Origin of the sequence: Hyella patelloides LEGE 07179, from assembly GCF_900659865.1 — a bacterium.
GTDB lineage: Bacteria > Cyanobacteriota > Cyanobacteriia > Cyanobacteriales > Xenococcaceae > Hyella > Hyella patelloides.
Genome location: NZ_LR213818.1, coordinates 1 through 18,189, shown reverse-complemented (window position 1 = coordinate 18,189; position 18,189 = coordinate 1). Strand labels below are relative to the sequence as shown.

The 18,189-nt window shown below is 38.3% G+C and carries 15 protein-coding genes, 2 pseudogenes and 1 riboswitch; of the genes and pseudogenes, 14 read left to right on the top strand and 3 right to left on the bottom strand.

The features are described from left to right. Positions 1-117: 117 nt before the first annotated feature. Entirely contained in the window at positions 118-1,422 is a 1,305-nt protein-coding gene (locus tag H1P_RS10675; RefSeq protein ID WP_144867019.1) for a PQQ-dependent sugar dehydrogenase, read from the bottom strand. Between the two features lie 42 nt (positions 1,423-1,464). Here H1P_RS10675 and H1P_RS10670 point away from each other — a divergent pair, with 42 nt between their 5' ends. The 5 genes from H1P_RS10670 (at position 1,465) to H1P_RS10655 (ending at position 7,119) form a co-directional block, all read left to right on the top strand. Beyond that, positions 1,465-1,749: a glutathione S-transferase gene (locus H1P_RS10670; RefSeq protein WP_144867017.1), complete on the top strand. Its 285-nt coding sequence runs from the start codon at positions 1,465-1,467 to the stop codon at positions 1,747-1,749. A gap of 119 nt (positions 1,750-1,868) precedes the next feature. Then, entirely contained in the window at positions 1,869-4,163 is a 2,295-nt protein-coding gene (gene glgB / locus H1P_RS10665) for a 1,4-alpha-glucan branching enzyme (RefSeq protein WP_144867015.1), read from the top strand. Between the two features lie 94 nt (positions 4,164-4,257). Beyond that, positions 4,258-4,386, top strand: a complete 129-nt coding sequence (locus H1P_RS38885) for a hypothetical protein (RefSeq protein WP_281291138.1) — start codon at positions 4,258-4,260, stop codon at positions 4,384-4,386. Between the two features lie 409 nt (positions 4,387-4,795). Then, positions 4,796-5,032 (top strand): type II toxin-antitoxin system CcdA family antitoxin, encoded by a 237-nt coding sequence (locus H1P_RS10660; protein ID WP_144867013.1) that lies wholly within the window; start codon positions 4,796-4,798, stop codon positions 5,030-5,032. Between the two features lie 395 nt (positions 5,033-5,427). Continuing rightward, positions 5,428-7,119 (top strand): sensor histidine kinase, encoded by a 1,692-nt coding sequence (locus H1P_RS10655; protein ID WP_144867011.1) that lies wholly within the window; start codon positions 5,428-5,430, stop codon positions 7,117-7,119. A gap of 96 nt (positions 7,120-7,215) precedes the next feature. Here the strand turns inward: H1P_RS10655 and argJ are convergent, their stop codons facing one another. After that, positions 7,216-8,457 carry a bifunctional ornithine acetyltransferase/N-acetylglutamate synthase gene (gene argJ, locus H1P_RS10650; protein WP_144867009.1) on the bottom strand — a complete coding sequence of 414 codons (1,242 nt, stop codon included), beginning with the start codon at positions 8,455-8,457 and terminating at the stop codon, positions 7,216-7,218. A 101-nt stretch (positions 8,458-8,558) separates the two neighbouring features. Continuing rightward, positions 8,559-8,776, top strand: a riboswitch (cobalamin riboswitch). Between the two features lie 85 nt (positions 8,777-8,861). On the opposite strand from argJ, the pseudogene H1P_RS10645 reads away from it, so the two are divergent. The 9 genes and pseudogenes from H1P_RS10645 to H1P_RS10605 all read left to right on the top strand — a co-directional run. Further along, positions 8,862-9,050 (top strand): annotated as a pseudogene (locus H1P_RS10645) (HupE/UreJ family protein); the annotation flags it as partial. Between the two features lie 61 nt (positions 9,051-9,111). Continuing rightward, a complete protein-coding gene (gene cobW / locus H1P_RS10640; RefSeq protein WP_144867007.1) occupies positions 9,112-10,155 on the top strand; it encodes a cobalamin biosynthesis protein CobW in 1,044 nt (347 codons plus the stop codon). 395 nt (positions 10,156-10,550) lie between these two features. Continuing rightward, positions 10,551-11,327, top strand: a complete 777-nt coding sequence (locus tag H1P_RS10635; RefSeq protein ID WP_144867005.1) for a PspA/IM30 family protein — start codon at positions 10,551-10,553, stop codon at positions 11,325-11,327. A 533-nt stretch (positions 11,328-11,860) separates the two neighbouring features. Next, positions 11,861-12,694 (top strand): PHP domain-containing protein, encoded by an 834-nt coding sequence (locus tag H1P_RS10630; RefSeq protein ID WP_144867003.1) that lies wholly within the window; start codon positions 11,861-11,863, stop codon positions 12,692-12,694. A 73-nt stretch (positions 12,695-12,767) separates the two neighbouring features. After that, on the top strand, positions 12,768-14,027 hold the full coding sequence (locus H1P_RS10625; protein WP_144867001.1) for a serine/threonine protein kinase: 1,260 nt from the start codon (positions 12,768-12,770) through the stop codon (positions 14,025-14,027). Between the two features lie 32 nt (positions 14,028-14,059). Further along, a complete protein-coding gene (locus H1P_RS10620) occupies positions 14,060-14,515 on the top strand; it encodes a GNAT family N-acetyltransferase (RefSeq protein WP_144867033.1) in 456 nt (151 codons plus the stop codon). A gap of 195 nt (positions 14,516-14,710) precedes the next feature. Then, positions 14,711-15,547, top strand: a complete 837-nt coding sequence (locus H1P_RS10615; RefSeq protein ID WP_144866999.1) for a YaaW family protein — start codon at positions 14,711-14,713, stop codon at positions 15,545-15,547. A gap of 87 nt (positions 15,548-15,634) precedes the next feature. Then, on the top strand, positions 15,635-16,951 hold the full coding sequence (locus tag H1P_RS10610; RefSeq protein ID WP_246141603.1) for an O-antigen ligase family protein: 1,317 nt from the start codon (positions 15,635-15,637) through the stop codon (positions 16,949-16,951). Positions 16,952-17,183: 232 nt separating this feature from the next. Then, positions 17,184-17,798 (top strand): MFS transporter, encoded by a 615-nt coding sequence (locus H1P_RS10605; RefSeq protein WP_246141602.1) that lies wholly within the window; start codon positions 17,184-17,186, stop codon positions 17,796-17,798. Here the strand turns inward: H1P_RS10605 and H1P_RS10600 are convergent. Continuing rightward, positions 17,782-18,159: pseudogene (locus H1P_RS10600) on the bottom strand (transposase); the annotation flags it as partial. The gene H1P_RS10605 and the pseudogene H1P_RS10600 overlap by 17 nt on opposite strands. Positions 18,160-18,189 lie beyond the last annotated feature (30 nt).

The following is an 18,189-nucleotide window of genomic DNA, read 5'->3' as shown; positions in this document are numbered from 1 at the left end:
AGGTTTAGTATCAAAAGAGGAAAGATAAATTACGGATAACCACCAACCAAAAACCAACTACTAACATAGAGATACTGACAATTCCTTATTCCTCGTTCCCAATTCTTTCTTTCTTAATCAATAGCTAATACGATAAATAACACTGTTGCCATCTTCAGCCAAGAGTAAACTGCCATCGGGTAACACTAATAATCCCACAGGAAGTCCCCAGGTAGTAGGAACAGTCGGATTTTTTAAAAAACCCTGAAGAAAATCTTCGTAATAGCCCAAAGGTCGATTATCCTCCCCAAAAGGAACAAAAACTACTTTATAACCCGTTCCTCGGCTACGATTCCAAGAACCACGAAAAGCGACAAATGCCCCATTACGATAACGTTCGGGAAACTGTTGACCATCGTAAAATTGTAAACCAAAAGCAGCAGAATGAGCTTGAAACAAAACATCAGGGGTCACAGTTTTTGCTGCAAGATCGGCTCTTTCACTGACACCGCCCTTTGTTCGGCGAGGATCGAGAAGTTGAGGGGTCAAATAGGCATAGGGCCAACCATAAAAACCTCCTTGTTCTACCCTAGTAAAGTAATCTGGCACTAGGTTATCTCCTAATAGCTCGCGCTCATTCACCGTAGTATATAGTTCCTGGGTAACAGGGTGAAAATCCATACCTACAGGATTACGTAAACCATTAGCATAAGTTTCTCTTGCTGAGCCGTCCAAATTCATGACTTGAATCGAAGCACGAGGTAATGCTTCAGACTCAACATTAGAGCGAGAACCCACTGAAACATAAAGCTTTTGATCCTCAGGAGCGATAACCAAGTTGCGAGTCCAGTTTTGGTTGTAACCACCTGGTGTTAATTGCGTAATTTCCGTTCCTTCACCAGTTAAGGCTTTTTGTCCTGGCTGATAATCAAAGCGCAAAACATTTTCTGTATTTGCCACATAAAAACTGTCATCAGTAAAAGCCATTCCTAAAGGTTGATTAATTCCATTAGCATTTGTAGCAAATACTCGGCTAGTTTCGGCTACTCCATTTTCATCTTGATCTTGTAGCAGAAGCAAACGATTATAATAAGACTCAGCTACTACCACGTCTCCTTCGGGGGTTAGAGCCATCCATTGAGGTCGATTGACATTGGTAGCAAACACATTAACTTTAAATCCTTGAGGAACTTGTAAAGTAGGATTTTTAGGGATGGCAATAGTTTTGGGTGGTCTACTGGCAGATTCTGTTTCGTAAGGTTGGGGTAAATCTTTAATCTCGAGCGATTTTGGTGCTACTTCTAGTACTTCTGTCTGAATAAAAGAAGGCTTATTGTCTGTAGTTATACTTCCTTGCTGGGCTGATTCCGCAGTACAGGCGATCGTACTAAATAATAATAAACCATAATAGCTAATTCTAACTGTTCCAAATATCTTACTCATTCCCCGATAATTGATTATTAATTACTGTTATTTAGGAACACTATGAAACTCACCACAGTTTGCTTATTATTTTCTTTTACTTTTTATTGTAGGTCTGCTCAAGCTTTACCACCACCAGAAGATACTCCCGAAGAAATTTTACGTACTGAAATTATCTTAAACGGGCGATCTCCTATTGATAACCAACCCCTTACTGCTTCAGAATACGCCAAAATACAAGAACGCATCGCTCAAAGTAAATTCAGTACCCCGATCGATCCCAAAATCAGAGAATTAATTTTTTTATTACGACTCAGAAAATTCTTGAGAACTGTAACCCCATTTTGACAGTAATTATGTTCTCTTTCTACATAAAGTTTTTCTATTGAACACAAAAGTCGTTAAAGTATGTATAAAAATATTTTCAAAATTAACAAATTATTAACTTTAAAAATCCTAGTAGCTTAATGTCCTCAACTATTGCTCCTGAACAAGTCAATCAAGTCGTTAACAATCTGCATCAAAATCCTTTTGAAGTTCTTGGTTGTCATCCTTTAAACAGTAATGGAGATGGCAAAAGCTGGGTTGTTAGAGCTTATCTTCCTAAAGCTCAATCAGCTTCGGTAATCTGCCCAGAAGAAAGAACTGAGTACCCGATGCATTCCGAGCATCATCCCCACTTTTTCGTTTGCATCATTAATACTCCCCAAATCACTAACTATCAAATACGCATTAAACAGGATAGTCATGAAAAAGTCATTTACGATCCTTACGGTTTTGACACTCCTTCAATAACAGATTTTGATATTCATCTTTTTGCCGAAGGAAATCATCATCGTATTTACGAAAAGCTAGGAGCGCACCCAGCAACCACAGGGGGAGTTGCTGGAGTCTACTTCGCTGTCTGGGCTCCTAATGCCAGAAATGTCTCTGTTTTAGGAGATTTTAACGATTGGGATGGTAGAGAACATCAAATGGGCAATCGTGGCAACGGTATCTGGGAACTATTTATTCCTCAGCTAGGCATTGGTACGAGCTATAAGTATGAAATTAAAAACTGGGAAGGACATATTTATGAAAAATCCGATCCCTATGGTTTTCAACAAGAAGTTAGACCAAAAACGGCTTCGATTGTGGCAGATTTGGACAGTTATCAATGGCACGATGATGCTTGGCTGGAAAAACGCCGTCATAGCGAACCTTTAAATCAACCTATTTCTGTTTATGAAGTTCATTTAGGCTCTTGGCTACACGCTTCCTCGGAATCAAAAACCCCACTACTTTCAGGAGCATCTGAGCCAGTAACAGTTTCGGAATTAAAGCCAGAAGCTCGTTTTTTGAGTTATTACGAACTGGTAGATAAACTAGTTCCCTATGTTAAAGAACTAGGTTACACCCATATTGAATTATTACCGATCGCCGAACACCCTTTTGACGGTTCTTGGGGCTACCAAGTAACAGGATACTATGCTCCTACTTCTCGCTATGGTAATCCCGAAGACTTGATGTACTTCATCGATAAGTGTCATGAAAATGATATTGGGGTACTTGTAGATTGGGTACCAGGACATTTTCCTAAAGATGGTCATGGTTTGGCTTTCTTTGATGGTACTCACCTTTATGAATACGCCGATCCCCGTAAGGGAGAACACAAAGAATGGGGAACCTTAATTTTTAACTACGGTCGAAATGAAGTTCGTAACTTTTTAGTTGCTAATGCTCTTTTCTGGTTTGATAAATATCATATTGATGGTATTAGGGTAGATGCTGTAGCTTCGATGCTCTATCTTAATTACGATCGCAAAGATGGTGAATGGATAGCTAACGAATACGGTGGTTGTGAAAACCTCGAAGCTGCGGATTTCTTACGCCAAGTAAATAGTTTGTTATTCAGCTACTTCCCTGGAACACTTTCTATTGCCGAAGAATCCACCTCTTGGCCAATGGTATCTTGGCCTACCTACACTGGTGGTTTGGGCTTTAATCTCAAATGGAATATGGGCTGGATGCACGATATGTTGGATTATTTCAGCATGGATCCCTGGTTTCGTCAGTTTCATCAAAACAATATCACTTTCAGTATGTGGTATCACCACAGTGAAAACTATATGCTGGCACTCTCCCATGATGAGATAGTTCACGGTAAGAGTAACATCGTTGGCAAATTTCCAGGGGATGAATGGCAAAAATTTGCGAACATTCGTTGTCTATTCAGCTATATGTTTGCCCACCCAGGGAAAAAAACCATGTTTATGAGCATGGAGTTTGGTCAATGGAGCGAATGGAATGTCTGGGCAGATTTAGAGTGGCATTTGTTACAGTACGACAGCCATAAGAACCTCAAACAGTTTTTTGCCGAGTTGAATCAAATGTATAAGAGCCAACCCGCTCTTTATGATAGAGACTATGAAGAACCAGGTTTTGAATGGATTGATTGCAGTGATAACAGTCATAGCGTGGTTTCCTTTATTCGTCGCAGTCAGGATCCCAATGAGTTTTTAGTAGTGGTTTGTAACTTCACTCCTCAGCCTCACAGCCATTATCGTGTGGGAGTTCCTGAAGCTGGATTCTATGGGGAAATCTTTAATAGTGACGCGAAGAAGTATGGTGGTAGCAATATGGGGAATTTAGGTGGTAAGTGGACTGATGAATGGTCATTCCACAATTTGCCCTATTCTTTAGATTTATGTTTACCTCCTTTGGCTGTTGTCATCTTTAAGTTAGATCGTCCTCAAACCACCAAAGTTCAAAAAATGTCTTAAAATCGCGTAGCGATTAGCTTTCTTGCTATTAGCTATTAGCTACAAGCAAGCAAGTGTGGGGGCAATTTTACCCACCACCTAGCCTTATTCCACTATGCACGAAGTGGAGGAATTAAACAAAGCTTACAGCTATAAGCCTAAAGCCTATCGCTGGATAAAACTTGCTCGTCAACACGGGAATCCCATTCGTCCCGTCAAGCGGGATAATATCAGGGCGGGATAATAAGGCTAAATGGAATAGCGCGACAGTCTTGCAGAAGGGTTTCCCGACCCAGAGAACTGTCGCCAGAATGCAAGCGAGCCTTTGAGCATCAAGAAGCATTCGGTAAGTCCGCGAATGGGCGAGGTCTCCAAGGGAAGTTTAAGTTGGGCATTTGCCCCAAATGCGATGGGGATAAATACCCAATATGACGGGTGTAAACACGAAGATGCGTCGAGTGTAAACGTCTTACGGCGATATTATCACACTTGATGGGACGCGGGTCTTCCGTCATTTCCTCCCGTCAAATTGTTTACTGATACTCTGTTCCTTTTTCAGACAGACAATAGTTACCTGAAAAATTTTTTTATAATTAATAAATTGAATTTGATATCACAGGTACAATAATTAATAGCAATAATAACTAAAGCCTATGAGTGAGCAAACAGGAGAAATAGAACAACAAAATTTCCCTAGTAAAGTGGAGATCTCAATTAATCTGGACTCTGACGTTTTAGAACAGTTAAAGCTGCTTACTAACGATCCTAGTCGAACTATCGAAAATGCTATTAAACAATGGCTTAAGGGAGAGCGAGAAATTAGTGGTGATTTAACTCGTACTTTTCGCCGTAATCCGCCTTTACCACCGCGAGGAGAATGGAATGATTAGTTAATACTTGGTGTTATTATGAGAAAGCGTTATTTTAATGCCTATATATCCCCAGTTATTCCCAAATATTTTTTTAATATAGGTGGTATGCATGATTATGGGCTGTCAAATAACAACCTTGAACTTTCTGAATCTATTGATAAAATAGTACTCTATATTAAGCATCTGAAACTTTTTTACAGAAACTCAAGTATCTAAGTTAAAACCTATTTGCAGTTTAAAGATGTCCCTTAGTTGGATATCTGTAGGTTATAGTTTCAGGAAAGAGATTGCAAAATCACAAATTACTTTGCCGTTAATAATGCGACTTTGTGACTCACACCAAGCCAAAGCGGCAAAGACAGCACGTGACCCTTGCTTAAAATACTCTCACAATAAACCCAAGATATCTGCTGATGTTTGCTGGATTTAACTCAGAATTAGTAAATGATAGACCTCCCACAGAACAGGTCAACTCTATGCATTGGCAAAATTTGGGTGCAGAATTAGTTTTTACTCAAGATAGCTTGGGAGTATATATTTCTTTTTGGTGGGCAAAATCTTCACAATATGAGTTACAAAACGATCGCTTAGTAGGCTCTGGTTGTGAAGATATTTTTATTCCTTTAGACGTTAAAGCCTACATTGACAAAATAAAGCGAGTTCTTAAACAAAGATTACCAGAACAGTGTTATTGTTTGTTTCGCTATCAAGATCGTTCGTTTGCGTTTGAGTTAATTATTAGCCCCATATTACCCCCAGAAGGCGAGCCAAATGTTGTGTTGGTGATGGGTCATCTCTTGAAAGAAACAGAGGTGTTTCCCACCAGTCACGAAAAATCGCTGATGCCTATTTATAGCTATCAAAAGCTATTAACTCGAATTACCCGTCAAATTCGTCGTAGCTTGAATTTAGATACTATTTGGCAACAAACAGTAGATAGTTTAGGTGAAGTTTTTTCTGTGAGTCGCTGTTTGATTTTGTCCCATAACCTACAGAAAACCCATTTAAAGGTAGAAGCAGAATATCATCAACCAGAGTTGGACTCTATTTTAGGCTATACTTTTGATTGGCAAACAGAGCCTTATTTTCAGCAAGCTCTAGATATTTCCGATCCCATTGCAGCAGATCGTTTAGTTGATGATTCTTTTGATGCTAAGTCGATTTTGATGGTCGCTACTTGCTATAACAATCAAAATAATGCGATTATCTGTTTACAACAGTGCGATCGCCATCGTAGTTGGACTACCGCAGAAATTGAATTACTCAAAGAATTAGCCGAACACGTGGGAACGGCGATCGCTCATGCCAAACTTTACCAAGAATTAGAAATTGCTAGCATCCAAGCAGAAGAAGCCAATCGTCTTAAAAGTGACTTTTTAGCTAATACATCCCACGAATTACGTACCCCCCTCAATGGCATTATTGGCTTTCTGAAGCTACTTTTAGAAGGGATGGCGGATAATCCAGAAGAACAGCGCGAGTTTATTCAAGAAGCTTATCGTTCCTCGCTGCATTTGCTGAATTTGATTAATGACATTCTCGATATTGCCAAAATAGAAGCAGGAAAGATGGAATTAGAGCTAGCCGATGTCGAGTTAGAAGAGCTATTCCAAGATGTTGATAATTTAATCCGTACCCAAGCAGAGCAAAAAAATATTAGTTTCCAAATTAAGTACCCTGCTACTTTAACTCCTGTAACTATTTATGGTAATTATCAGCGTTTGCTACAGGTGATGCTTAATTTAGCGGGTAATGCGATTAAATTTACCCATGAAGGAGGAGTTGTGATTAATGCGGAAATCGGTAGCAAAAAGTTAACTCACAACGATCAGCAGTTTCCTGGTATGGTCAAAATCAGCGTTGCAGATACAGGAATTGGTGTCTCTTTAGAAAAACAAAATAAGTTATTTGAAAACTTCTTTCAGGTGGATGGTTCTCACACCAAATCCTATGGCGGTACTGGTTTGGGTTTAGCAATTTCCCAAAAGTTGGTAGAAGCAATGGGAGGAACAATTTCTTTTTACAGTATGGGAGAAGATTTAGGCTCTACTGTTACTTTTACTGTTCCTTTGAATCATTTACCAGTGATGAAAACCATTCAGTAATTTTCTTCGTTAGTGGTTAGTGGTTCATGGTTCGTGATAACTCATCGATAAATTACGCTGAGGGATCGAGCCTCATTGGTTCACGCTGGGGTGTGTTTACGTGGTGTATTCTGCATTGATTTCGATATACTTATAAGTCAGATCGCAACCCCAAGCAGTACCTTTACCAGAGCCACTACCAATTATGACATCAATTAAAACGGTATCTCCTTCTAGGTATTCCCCTTCGGCTGCTTGTTTAAGATAATTACTCGCAGCATTGCGGTCGAATTCTAAGGGTTGACCATTATCCATCAAAGCTATATCTCCTAGCTTGATACTCAATTCATCCTGATGAAATTTGACTCCCGCTCTACCCGCAGCAGCCCCAATACGCCCCCAGTTAGGATCTCGTCCGAAAACGGCGGATTTGACCAATGATGAGCCAGCAATTGTCCTTGCTACAGTAGAAGCATCGTTATTATTGAGTGCGCCAGAAACTTGTACCTCAATCAGACAGGTTGCTCCTTCTCCATCACGAGCGACCGCTTTAGCTAAATACTGACAAACTTCTGTTAGCATGGCTTCTAGATTTTCGGCATTTTTGCCCATGGAAGTAATCGCACTGGTGCGGGACTGTCCATTAGCCAGAGCAATTACACAATCGTTGGTGCTGGTGTCTCCATCTACTGTAATTTGATTAAAGCTAGAATCTACTGCTCTTTTCAACATTTCTTGCCAGAGATTGCTAGAAACCACCGCATCACAAGTAATAAAACAAAGCATAGTTGCCATATTAGGATGAATCATTCCCGAACCTTTGGCAATGCCTCCGATGCGTACTGGACGACCTTCAATCATAGTTTCTAAAGCAATTTCTTTAGTCACTAAATCGGTGGTGATAATCGCTTTAGCTGCATCTTCCCCTCTATCAGCAGCCATCTCATTGACTAACTTGGGAATTCCTTCTCTGAGTGCATCCATTTTAATGCGCTGTCCGATTACTCCTGTGGAAGCGAGGAGAATTTCTTTGGGAGAGATACTTAATTCTTGAGCTAATAATTCTGCACTTGTGAGGGCATCTTGCCAACCTAGTTCTCCTGTACCAGCATTAGCTTGTCCTGCATTACAGAGAATGGCTCGCATACTGCTTTGATCTTGTAAGACTTGGCGACAGTAATCAACACAAGCAGCCCTCACTTGAGAGGTAGTAAATACGCCCGCAGCAATCGCCTCTGTGTCTGATAAGATCAAGGCTAAATCTGGTGCGCCAGAAGCCTTTAACCCAGCTACAATACCCGATGCTTTGTATCCTTTAGGTGCAGTTACGCCCCCTGCTACTATCTGCCAATCTGTCATGATTCTTTACAATCAGAAAAATTATCTTATTTATCGAAACTGCGTATTTTATTTTAATAACGTAGCTTCTTTACATCCACGTGATTATACCTTTTTGTGATACTGTAATATAGCTTATTGGTTCCAATTGGGAACAGTCATTGGAAGTAATGGGGAAAGTTTGGTGAAAATCCAACGCTGTCCCGCAACTGTAATGAGACGAGCGACCCCGCATGGCGCGAAAGACCCTAAAGAACTAGCTTTGCGTCGCACAAAGGAACGCGCGAGATATTCTCTACCATCTCTAAGTCAGAATGCCCGCCAATAAATAACTAAATAACTTTGAGCAATTTTCTGCGAGGTACAGAATAGTGTTATTTTCGAGTTTCAAGTATAAAGCGATCGCGAATCTAGAAACATCTGCGATCGCTTTTGGTTTAATTTTTTTGGTGATGGTACAGCCAACTTTGGCACATCATCCTTTTGATGGTAGGACTCCTGCTAGTTTTGTTGAAGGTTTTCTTTCTGGTTTGGGACATCCTATTGTTGGCTTAGATCATTTTGCTTTTGTGATTGCAGTGGGTTTACTGGCTGTTTTCAGAAAAAAATCAGGTATGATGCACCGCTTCTGACAGAACATCTCTACCCACTAACAATTAACAATTAATAAAAATAATGCATAAAATTCCTGTTACCGTAATTACTGGTTTCTTAGGCGCGGGAAAAACTACTTTAGTGCGCCATCTTTTGCAAAATAATAAGGGTCGTAAAATTGCCGTTTTAGTCAATGAATTTGGGGAAATCGGGATTGATGGGGAACTATTACGCTCTTGTCAAGTATGCGATGAAGACGAAGACCCCAACAGCAATATTATCGAATTAGCCAATGGTTGTTTATGCTGCACAGTACAAGAAGAGTTTTATCCGACGATGCAGGAGCTTTTACAGCGTAGAGATAGCATCGATAGCCTTTTGATTGAAACATCAGGATTAGCCCTCCCAAAACCCCTAATACAAGCCTTTCGTTGGCCTGCAATTCGTAACACCGCTACCGTAGATGGAGTAGTGACAGTTGTAGACTGTAAAGCTCTAGCAGAAGGCACTATTGTCGGTGATTTAGAGGCTTTAGAAGCGCAAAGGGAAGCCGACCCCAATTTGGAACATGAAACCCCTTTAGAGGAGTTATTTGAAGATCAGCTAGCTTGTGCAGATTTAATTTTACTCACTAAGACTGACTTAGTAGATGGGGAAACTTTGACCAAAATCAAAACTTGGTTGGCTAAAGAAGTTCCTTCAGGAGTCAAAATTGTTGCTTGTCGCGATGGTTCAATTAGTCCCGATATCTTACTGGGTTTTAATGCTGCGGTGGAAGATAACTTAGCTCATCGCCCTTCCCATCACGATGGTGAAGAGGAACACGATCACGACGAAAATATTAACTCTGTAGAATTAATTTGTGATGATACTTTCAATCCCGAACATTTAATTACACAACTCAAAAAACTGGTTCAACAAGAGGAAATTTACCGCATTAAAGGTTTTGTTAGTGTTCCTGATAAGCCAATGCGTTTGGTTTTACAAGGAGTAGGTAATCGTTTTGATACTTTTTACGATCGCTTGTGGTTAAAAGATGAAACTCGCCAAACTCGTTTGGTGTTTATTGGTAATAATCTTACCCAAGATGCGATCGAGCAAAGTCTGACAATTAGCGATCGCTAATTGTCTTAAGTCTTAACAATTGACAATAACTAACAGCCCAAATTAGTTAAAGCCTGGAAAGTTTTTCTTTCTGGGCTTAATTTTTCCAGAAAATACGAAGTGGAGCTTTTTTTGTAACACTAAATCAGTCAAGAACAACTCTTTGTACTTAGCTGACATTAAGTTGGGTCAATGCTAAATATAATAATAATTGAACAAAATATTGATTCTTATTTGGGAATTGTCAGTTTTAGTAGTCTAAGATCAAAATCAACGTTAGGCTAGGGGAATATGTAAAACTATAGACGTAAGAGTCTGTTACAGGCTCTTACGATCTTGATCGCTTGCAAGCTAGTACCCTTGAGCTTGCTTTTGCAATAATTTTGTACGCTATTGATAAAGGATAAACAGAAATCATGGGATTATTCGATCGTTTGAGTAGAGTAGTAAGAGCTAATGTTAACGATTTAGTTAGTAAAGCAGAAGATCCAGAAAAAGTATTAGAGCAAGCTGTGATCGATATGCAAGAAGACTTGGTGCAACTGCGCCAAGCTGTAGCAAGAGCGATCGCAACTCAAAAACGTACTGAACAACAGTATAATAAAAACCAAAGGGAATCTGGGACTTGGCAACAAAGAGCGCAACTCGCTTTGTCTAAAGGCGATGAAAATTTAGCCCGTGAAGCTTTAACTCGAAAAAAATCTTTTGGCGATACTGCATCAACTTTAAAAATTCAGCTAGATCAACAAACTAATAATGTTGAGACTCTTAGACGTAATTTGATTGCTTTAGAAAGTAAAATTGCTGAAGCGAAAACGAAAAAAGATATGCTCAAAGCCAGAGCTAATGCTGCTAAGGCTCAGAAGCAACTACAAGAGACTATCGGCGGAATTGATACTGGTAGTGCTATGGGTGCATTTGATCGCATGGAAGATAAGGTAATGCAGCTAGAAGCCGAATCTGAATCTGCTGCTGAATTAGGTGGCATAGGTTTGGAACAACAGTTTGCTCAATTGGAATCTAGTAGCGGTGTTGATGATGAATTAGAGGCGATGAAAGCTCAACTAGCTGGTGGTTCTGTGAATCAAGAAGCTTTACCTGCTGCGGAACCCTCTGAGACGAAGTCTCCAGATTCTGGTTCTGCAATTGATGCCGAGTTGGAAGAATTACGCTCTCAACTTAAAGATAGCTAAATCATGTTAGTGGCTAGTCCCGTCAAGTCCCAAATTAAACGGGACTTGTACCCATCGCATTGGGGTATAAACGGGATAATATGAGCGGAGACGTTTCCTGAAACGTCCGTACAGTTGTTAGTTGTCAACTAATAAACGATCGCTGGTCACTGATTACTGATTACTGAATCGGTGTAGGAGCGAATGGTCATTTGCCCTTACGAATCGGTGACGGGCGTGACTCCCAACCAGAAAATCTCTAAAACATATTCACTTGGCGTTGCTGATTTAGCGAACGAGTGCGCGACGCGAAGCTAGTCCTTTAGGGGTCTTGGGCGGGGCTTACAAGTTCTGCCGTGAAACGACAGAATCAGCCCCTTGGGTTTCCCTCAATGAGCAACTCGTTCAAGACAGGTATCAAACCGATAGTAATACTGTTCGGAGCTTCCAAGCTCTAAGCTTTAAGCCTCTTGAATATTAATGAAAAAGTAAAATTTTGCGCTTTTCATACCACCATGAGGCAAGGCCCATATTCACTTTAGTAAAACAATTACGTGCTGGAATTACATTGCCATACTACTTTCTCGGACGGAAGATTAACGCCTACAGAATTAGTTGTAGAAGCAGCAGCAGCAGGGGTTAAAGCTTTAGCGATCACAGATCACGATACTTTAGGTGGTTGGGAAGAGGCGAAAAAAGCAGCAAATAGCCATTGGATGGAGATAGTACCAGGAGTTGAGCTTAGTACGGTTTGTAAAGAGCGATCGCTCCATATTTTGGGTTATTATCCTCAAAGAGAGCTATTAGAGCATCCGTTAAGGGAGCGTTTAGCAGGAAGAAAACGCAGAGCAGCTAAAATGGTAGCTAACCTGGCAGAGTTGGGTTACAAGCTCAATTTACCTGAGTTGGCAGGTAATATGGCGTTAGGTCGTCCCCATATCGCTTATGCTATGGTCGAGGCAGGATATGTCAACTCTACTCAAGAGGCTTTTGCGCGTTTTATTGGGGAAGAGAAACCAGCCTATGTGCATTACGAAAAGTTTTCCACAGCAGAAGGTATAGCATTAATTAAAGCTTGCAAAGGTGTTCCTGTGTGGGCGCATCCTTATCTGTTTCGTGGTGGAAAAGTAGAGGAAATCTTACCAGAATTAGTTGATGCTGGTTTAATGGGGATTGAAGTGTATCACCCTGATGCTTCTGCTAGTCAACAACAGCAATTATTAGAGTATTGCGATCATTATAATTTACTCGCTACAGGTGGCACAGATTATCATGGTTCTGATGCGGGTAGAGCGAAAAAACAGTATCAGTTAAATTATTTTCAATTACCTTTATCTATTTTGGACTCTATTAAAAAAGAGGCAGAAAAGTTAGTTGTTAGTTGTTAGTTGTTAGTTGTATATGCGAACAAATGTCCGCCTGTACAGTAGGTTATTAATTAGTAGCTATTTGTATTCATAGATGAATAATATACCTGATTTGACACAATATGGATATAAAATCATAGAAAAGTTAGGTCAAGATAAAAACAAAAGTAATATTATCTGGCAGGGAATTACCACTAACAATAATATTTCTGTAATAATTAAACAGTTTTGTTTTGCTACTAAAGATTCTAGTTGGTCTGGATATCAAACCTATCAGCGAGAAATTGAGTTGCTAAAAACTTTGAAACATCCAGGTATTCCTAGATATCTAGATAGTTTTGAAACAGATAATAGTTTTTGTTTTGTTAGAGAGTATATAGAAGGAGTTTCTTTAGCAGAGTTTATAGAAACTACGGAGAAAAATCTCAAAATAATTGCTGTTAAAATCTTAGATATTTTGGTTTACTTACAACAGCAAAAACCTCCAGTGTTACATCTTGGTATTACACCAAATAATATTATTGTTGATGAGCAAAAAAATGTTTATCTAACTGATTTTAGTCTGGCTCAAAATACTAATAATACGGTTGATTTTAGTTTAATTAAAACCAGTAATGCAGAATTTATTGCTCCAGAACAATTAAATGCACCTTGTAAAGCATCGGATATTTATGGGTTAGGCGTAACCTTGAATAGATTAATCAAAAAGCAACAATCACTATCTTTAGTAACTAACAATAAATTAGATGCTTCTACATTATCTGAGTTAGATAGTGGCTTTCAAGAATGGTTAAATACAATGGTAGAACCAGAGCTAAATAAAAGATATCCCGATGCCGAAACCGCCAAAAAAGCATTACAAACAAGTTCTTGGGATGCAATTGAGCCAGTTGTAAAATCTAATGATAATGTTGTGCTTTCCAATCGCGCTTTTGCTACAGGATTGGTTACTATGATAGTCTTGGGAAGTGCGATCGCATTAGGTTTTAATGTCACTCAAAAAGCCACAGAAAAGTCTTTAATTAATATTACCATTGCGTTGATGGGAATGGTAATTATTTATTTAACTCAATCAGCATCAGCCACTATTATTACTAACGATAATTCCGAGAAAAAACAGGGTATCATAGTAGCAATTTCTGTTCCCATAATTTTAGCCATTATAACAGGATTTATTTTTGGGAAGGGTGAAGCCGTTGCTATGGGTTTAGCAACCATAATTGCTCAAACAGCTACTCTGGGTTATGTTTTATTACAAAAATTACCATTGAGCCAACAAGATAATACCTTAAGAGTGATTGGTTTGGTTATTGCGATCGCTTTGGGCTTGATTTGTGGAGTAGTTATTTTTTAATTTTGTGTGGCAAAAGCGAAACTGAAGAGAAAATGGACATAAAGGTGGATGATCTTTCTAGCGCGGAAATTGCGAATTTCCTTGAAGAGCATATTAGAGATATGAAAGCCGTTTCACCACCTGAAAGTAATCACGCGCTTGATTTAGATGGATTGAAAAAATCAGAAATTACATTCTGGACAGTTTGGGATGATAGTATCCTAATTGGCTGCGGTGCAATTAAAGAATTGAGCGCAAACCACGCTGAAATTAAGTCGATGCGCACGGGTGTTTCCCATAGAGGGAAGGGCATTGCATCAATGCTGCTTCAGCATATTTTGAACGAAGCAAAGCTACGAAGTTATCGTCGTGTAAGTCTAGAAACTGGTTCAATGCCTTTTTTTGAGCCTGCACGCAATTTATATACAAAATATGGCTTTAAGAATTGCGCGCCTTTTGACCCATACAAAGAAGATCCAAACAGTGTTTTCATGACCAAAGAACTGTGAACGACGAGCAACAAAAACCAACAACCAATAACCAACAAATTCTTTGCATTACAGATCATTGCGAACATGATTATATGATCTCAAAAAGTAATAACTTAAGAATAATTGAATAACCATGAGAACTTATTTTCTAGGATAAGATTGTTGATGTCAGTTATCGAGTAAACTCGATGTAGATAAAGGGAGAAAAAAACATTGGATGAACTGAAGGCTGCCCTAGAATTAGCTACAGAAGAAGAGTTACAACAAATAACTCAGATATTATTTCAACCGCGCTTTAACCCCTTAGACTATTGGCAGAATCCTCAACCGTTAGAGATTCAAAGCCAGAATTGGGATGCTTGGATTAATTCTCTGGATCGAAGATTTCGTTATTTGGCTGCGGATGGCTTTACTGTATTGCGAGGAAATACAAATGAATTACCTTACAGAAAGATTTTAATTCAAGTTTGTCTATATCTGAAAATACCTTATTCGCAACAAATGAGTACTACGGATATTGAAGCAGAAATTTTTCTTAATTTAGTAAGTAATGCTTGGAAAAAATTACCTTTAACTGAGCAAAAGTCTTTACAAGCAAAAATTAGTAATGCTTTGGCAGAAAAACAACCTCCTACACCTTTGCCACTGCATATACAACATAATCCAGTTAAGATTTTGATGACAGGAGGTAGTTTGATTGCGGTTAATTCTATTTTGAAAAAATGGCTTTTAAAACATATTGCTCAACAGCTTGCTATTCATTTTGCTCGTTATCAAGCAGCTAAAACAGCTTTAGTAAAAGGAGGAACATTAACCTTGTTACAAAGCAAATTTGCTCTGAATGCAGCAAAAAAGGGAATGACTACTACAGTCGCTCGTTATGGTGCAACAAAAACTGTATTGAGTTTGATGGGTTCGGTAATGTGGGCTTGGTTGATTGCTGATTTAGGCTGGAGAGCGATCGCAACTAATTATAGTCGTATTGTGCCTATTATTTTTACCTTAGCACAAATTCGTTTAACTCGCGGAGATTATTGTTTTGCCAATTGAATAAAGTTAGTTATTGGTTATTAGCTAAATATATAGTTCAATAGAGCAAAATATCTCAATTGAATAATAAATATTCAAGTCTTAAAATTGTTCATTAATAAACAACCACATAGCAAGCAAAAAAGTTATCTTTGGCTGATATTTCAAATTAGCATTTTAGTATTACCTTTATTTCCTGCTTTGGGGGAATTGGGGTTATTTTTTATCTTAGTTAGTGTTTGGCATTCTAACTTTTCTCGCATAATTCGTAATCCTCTTGGTTGGGGATGGCTAATCCTTGCTGTTTGGTTAATAATTAATTCTTTTTTTGCCTATCAACCCTCAGAAGCTTGGTTGGGTTTAGCAAATTTTCTACCTTTTTTTGCTTTGTTTATTGCGATTAGTAATTTAGTAAATACTTGTGGGCAATTATATAAGTTAGCTTGGTTATTAATTATTCCTTCTGTACCAATAATTGTTTTAGGTTTGTATCAACTATATTTTAATGGTAGTAGTCCGCAATTATTAGCTAATATTTTGGGCTGGAAATTAATTCCTCAAGGTGTTCCTCCAGGAAGAATGTCATCTGTCTTTATTTATGCTAATTTTTTAGCAATTTATTTATCATTTACTTTTATTTTAACTGTTGGTTTGTGGCTGAGTAACTGGTACAGTAAACCTAAGCAAAATTCTAGCTTAATCATACTAACTGTTGTTTTAATTATTAATAGCATTGGTTTAATACTTGCTAATTCTCGTAACTCCTGGTTAATTGTATTTTTGGCTTGTTTTACTTTCGCTATTTACCTTAGTTGGTATTGGTTAGTTTCTGGAATTACTGCAACGATCGCGATTATTTTAGGGGCTTCTTTTGGTGACTTTTGGGGGCAGCAATGGCTAAGAAAAATTGTTCCCGAACTTATTTGGGGTAGACTATCAGATGAGATGTATCCTGACAGACCTGTAGAAACTTTACGGATTACACAATGGCAATTTTGCTGGTCAAAAATTCAAGAGCGTCCTTTAATGGGTTGGGGATTACGTAACTTTACACCATTATATTTAGAAGAAACTAATTTTTGGTTTGGGCATCCTCATAATTTATTTATTATGTTAAGTCTCGAAATAGGAATAGTTGGGACAATTTTTCTTTGTTTGATTGTAGGATATATTTTAGTTAAGGCAATTTTATCTTTAATAGCTAATCAAAAAACTACTTTAAATCAGCAAGATAAGTTAATTAATTTTACTTATGTAATAACTTTTATAAGTTGTGTTTTATTTAATATTTTTGATGTTACACTATTTGATTTAAGAGTTAATACTATTGGTTGGATTATCTTGGCTGTTATAGCAGGAGTTATTCAAAAACCACTAAATTTTAATAATACCAAGATTAATGATTATATCAATTCTCGAAACTAGCTAAATAGTTAATTATCAATAGTGAGGTCAAAATTCTTAGACGGATTGCATATGAGCAGGATTGTAATATATCAGATGTTTTAGATCTAGTTCTCGAACAAACTGATTGGTCAAAAGTTGAAACTGGAGTTTAGACTAAAGAGATTGAATATATAGTCAATCCAAGAAATAGATATATTTTAAAAATCAACTGTCTAGAGTGAAATCAAGCAGCCTCTAACCTCAAGATATAATGCGTAAATTTATCCTTATCTGGTTTGGTCAACTAGTCTCTACGATTGGTAGTCACATGAGTGAGTTTGCTTTAACTCTTTGGGCTTGGCAACTGACTGGTTCAGCAACAGCCCTAGCTTTAGTGGGATTTTTCTCTCAAGTGCCTCGCATTTTTATATCTCTGTTTGCTGGCATAATAGTCGATCGCACCAATCGGAAATATTTAATGATTTTAGGTGATGGAATTGCTGCTATTTCTACCTTAGCTATCTTAATTCTCTATCTCATAGGACAGCTTGCTATCTGGCATTTGTATCTTGCTGCATTGATTAATGGTGGTTTCGGTCAAATTCAGCAACTAGCCTATTCTACCTCAATTACTCTATTAGTCTCTTCCAAAAATTACACTCGTGCTAACAGTATGAAATGGATTGTCCACTATGGATCGAGTATTATTGCCCCTGGGATAGCAGGATTCCTCTATCCGATTTTTGGTTTAGGGGGGATTTTACCCATCGATCTAATGACTTTTTTTATAGCGAACGCTACTTTACTCTGGATTTCCATCCCGCAACCACAACCAGATGATAATTTTAGTCAAGAGAAATTAGATGAACCTATCCCACTAATATGATTTTGGTAATCCACATATGAATAGTTGCCAAAGTCAAAAAACCATCAAAAACAAGAGATTGACGTTCCCAACGAACCACTAAACGTCTATATTTTCTTTGAAACCAAGAGAAACATCTTTCTTGCTGAAAACGTGGTGTATCACTTTTAATTGGTCTTCCACGATGTTTTTTTGATTTGTAGACTCTTTTGGGGAATTGTGGTCTAATACCTCTTTTTCTTAATTGCTCTCGCTTCTCATGGCTATCATATCCCTTGTCTGCTGCTAACACTGAAAATCTTCGTCTAGGGCGACCTGGTTTGACTGTTTGAATTTTAATTTCATCTAGTAGAGGTAATACTTGGTCTCTTTCGCTACCATTGGCTGCCGTAGTTCGAGAACGCTAGTGGCA

Excerpts from the sequence above, each read along its gene's own strand:
- H1P_RS10675 (WP_144867019.1), bottom strand. The coding sequence starts at position 1,422 with ATGAGTAAGATATTTGGAACAGTTAGAATTAGCTATTATGGTTTATTA.
- H1P_RS10670 (WP_144867017.1), top strand. The coding sequence starts at position 1,465 with ATGAAACTCACCACAGTTTGCTTATTATTTTCTTTTACTTTTTATTGT.
- glgB (WP_144867015.1), top strand. The coding sequence starts at position 1,869 with ATGTCCTCAACTATTGCTCCTGAACAAGTCAATCAAGTCGTTAACAAT.
- H1P_RS38885 (WP_281291138.1), top strand. The coding sequence starts at position 4,258 with ATGCACGAAGTGGAGGAATTAAACAAAGCTTACAGCTATAAGCCTAAA.
- H1P_RS10660 (WP_144867013.1), top strand. The coding sequence starts at position 4,796 with ATGAGTGAGCAAACAGGAGAAATAGAACAACAAAATTTCCCTAGTAAA.
- H1P_RS10655 (WP_144867011.1), top strand. The coding sequence starts at position 5,428 with ATGTTTGCTGGATTTAACTCAGAATTAGTAAATGATAGACCTCCCACA.
- argJ (WP_144867009.1), bottom strand. The coding sequence starts at position 8,457 with ATGACAGATTGGCAGATAGTAGCAGGGGGCGTAACTGCACCTAAAGGA.
- cobW (WP_144867007.1), top strand. The coding sequence starts at position 9,112 with ATGCATAAAATTCCTGTTACCGTAATTACTGGTTTCTTAGGCGCGGGA.
- H1P_RS10635 (WP_144867005.1), top strand. The coding sequence starts at position 10,551 with ATGGGATTATTCGATCGTTTGAGTAGAGTAGTAAGAGCTAATGTTAAC.
- H1P_RS10625 (WP_144867001.1), top strand. The coding sequence starts at position 12,768 with ATGAATAATATACCTGATTTGACACAATATGGATATAAAATCATAGAA.
- H1P_RS10620 (WP_144867033.1), top strand. The coding sequence starts at position 14,060 with ATGGACATAAAGGTGGATGATCTTTCTAGCGCGGAAATTGCGAATTTC.
- H1P_RS10605 (WP_246141602.1), top strand. The coding sequence starts at position 17,184 with ATGCGTAAATTTATCCTTATCTGGTTTGGTCAACTAGTCTCTACGATT.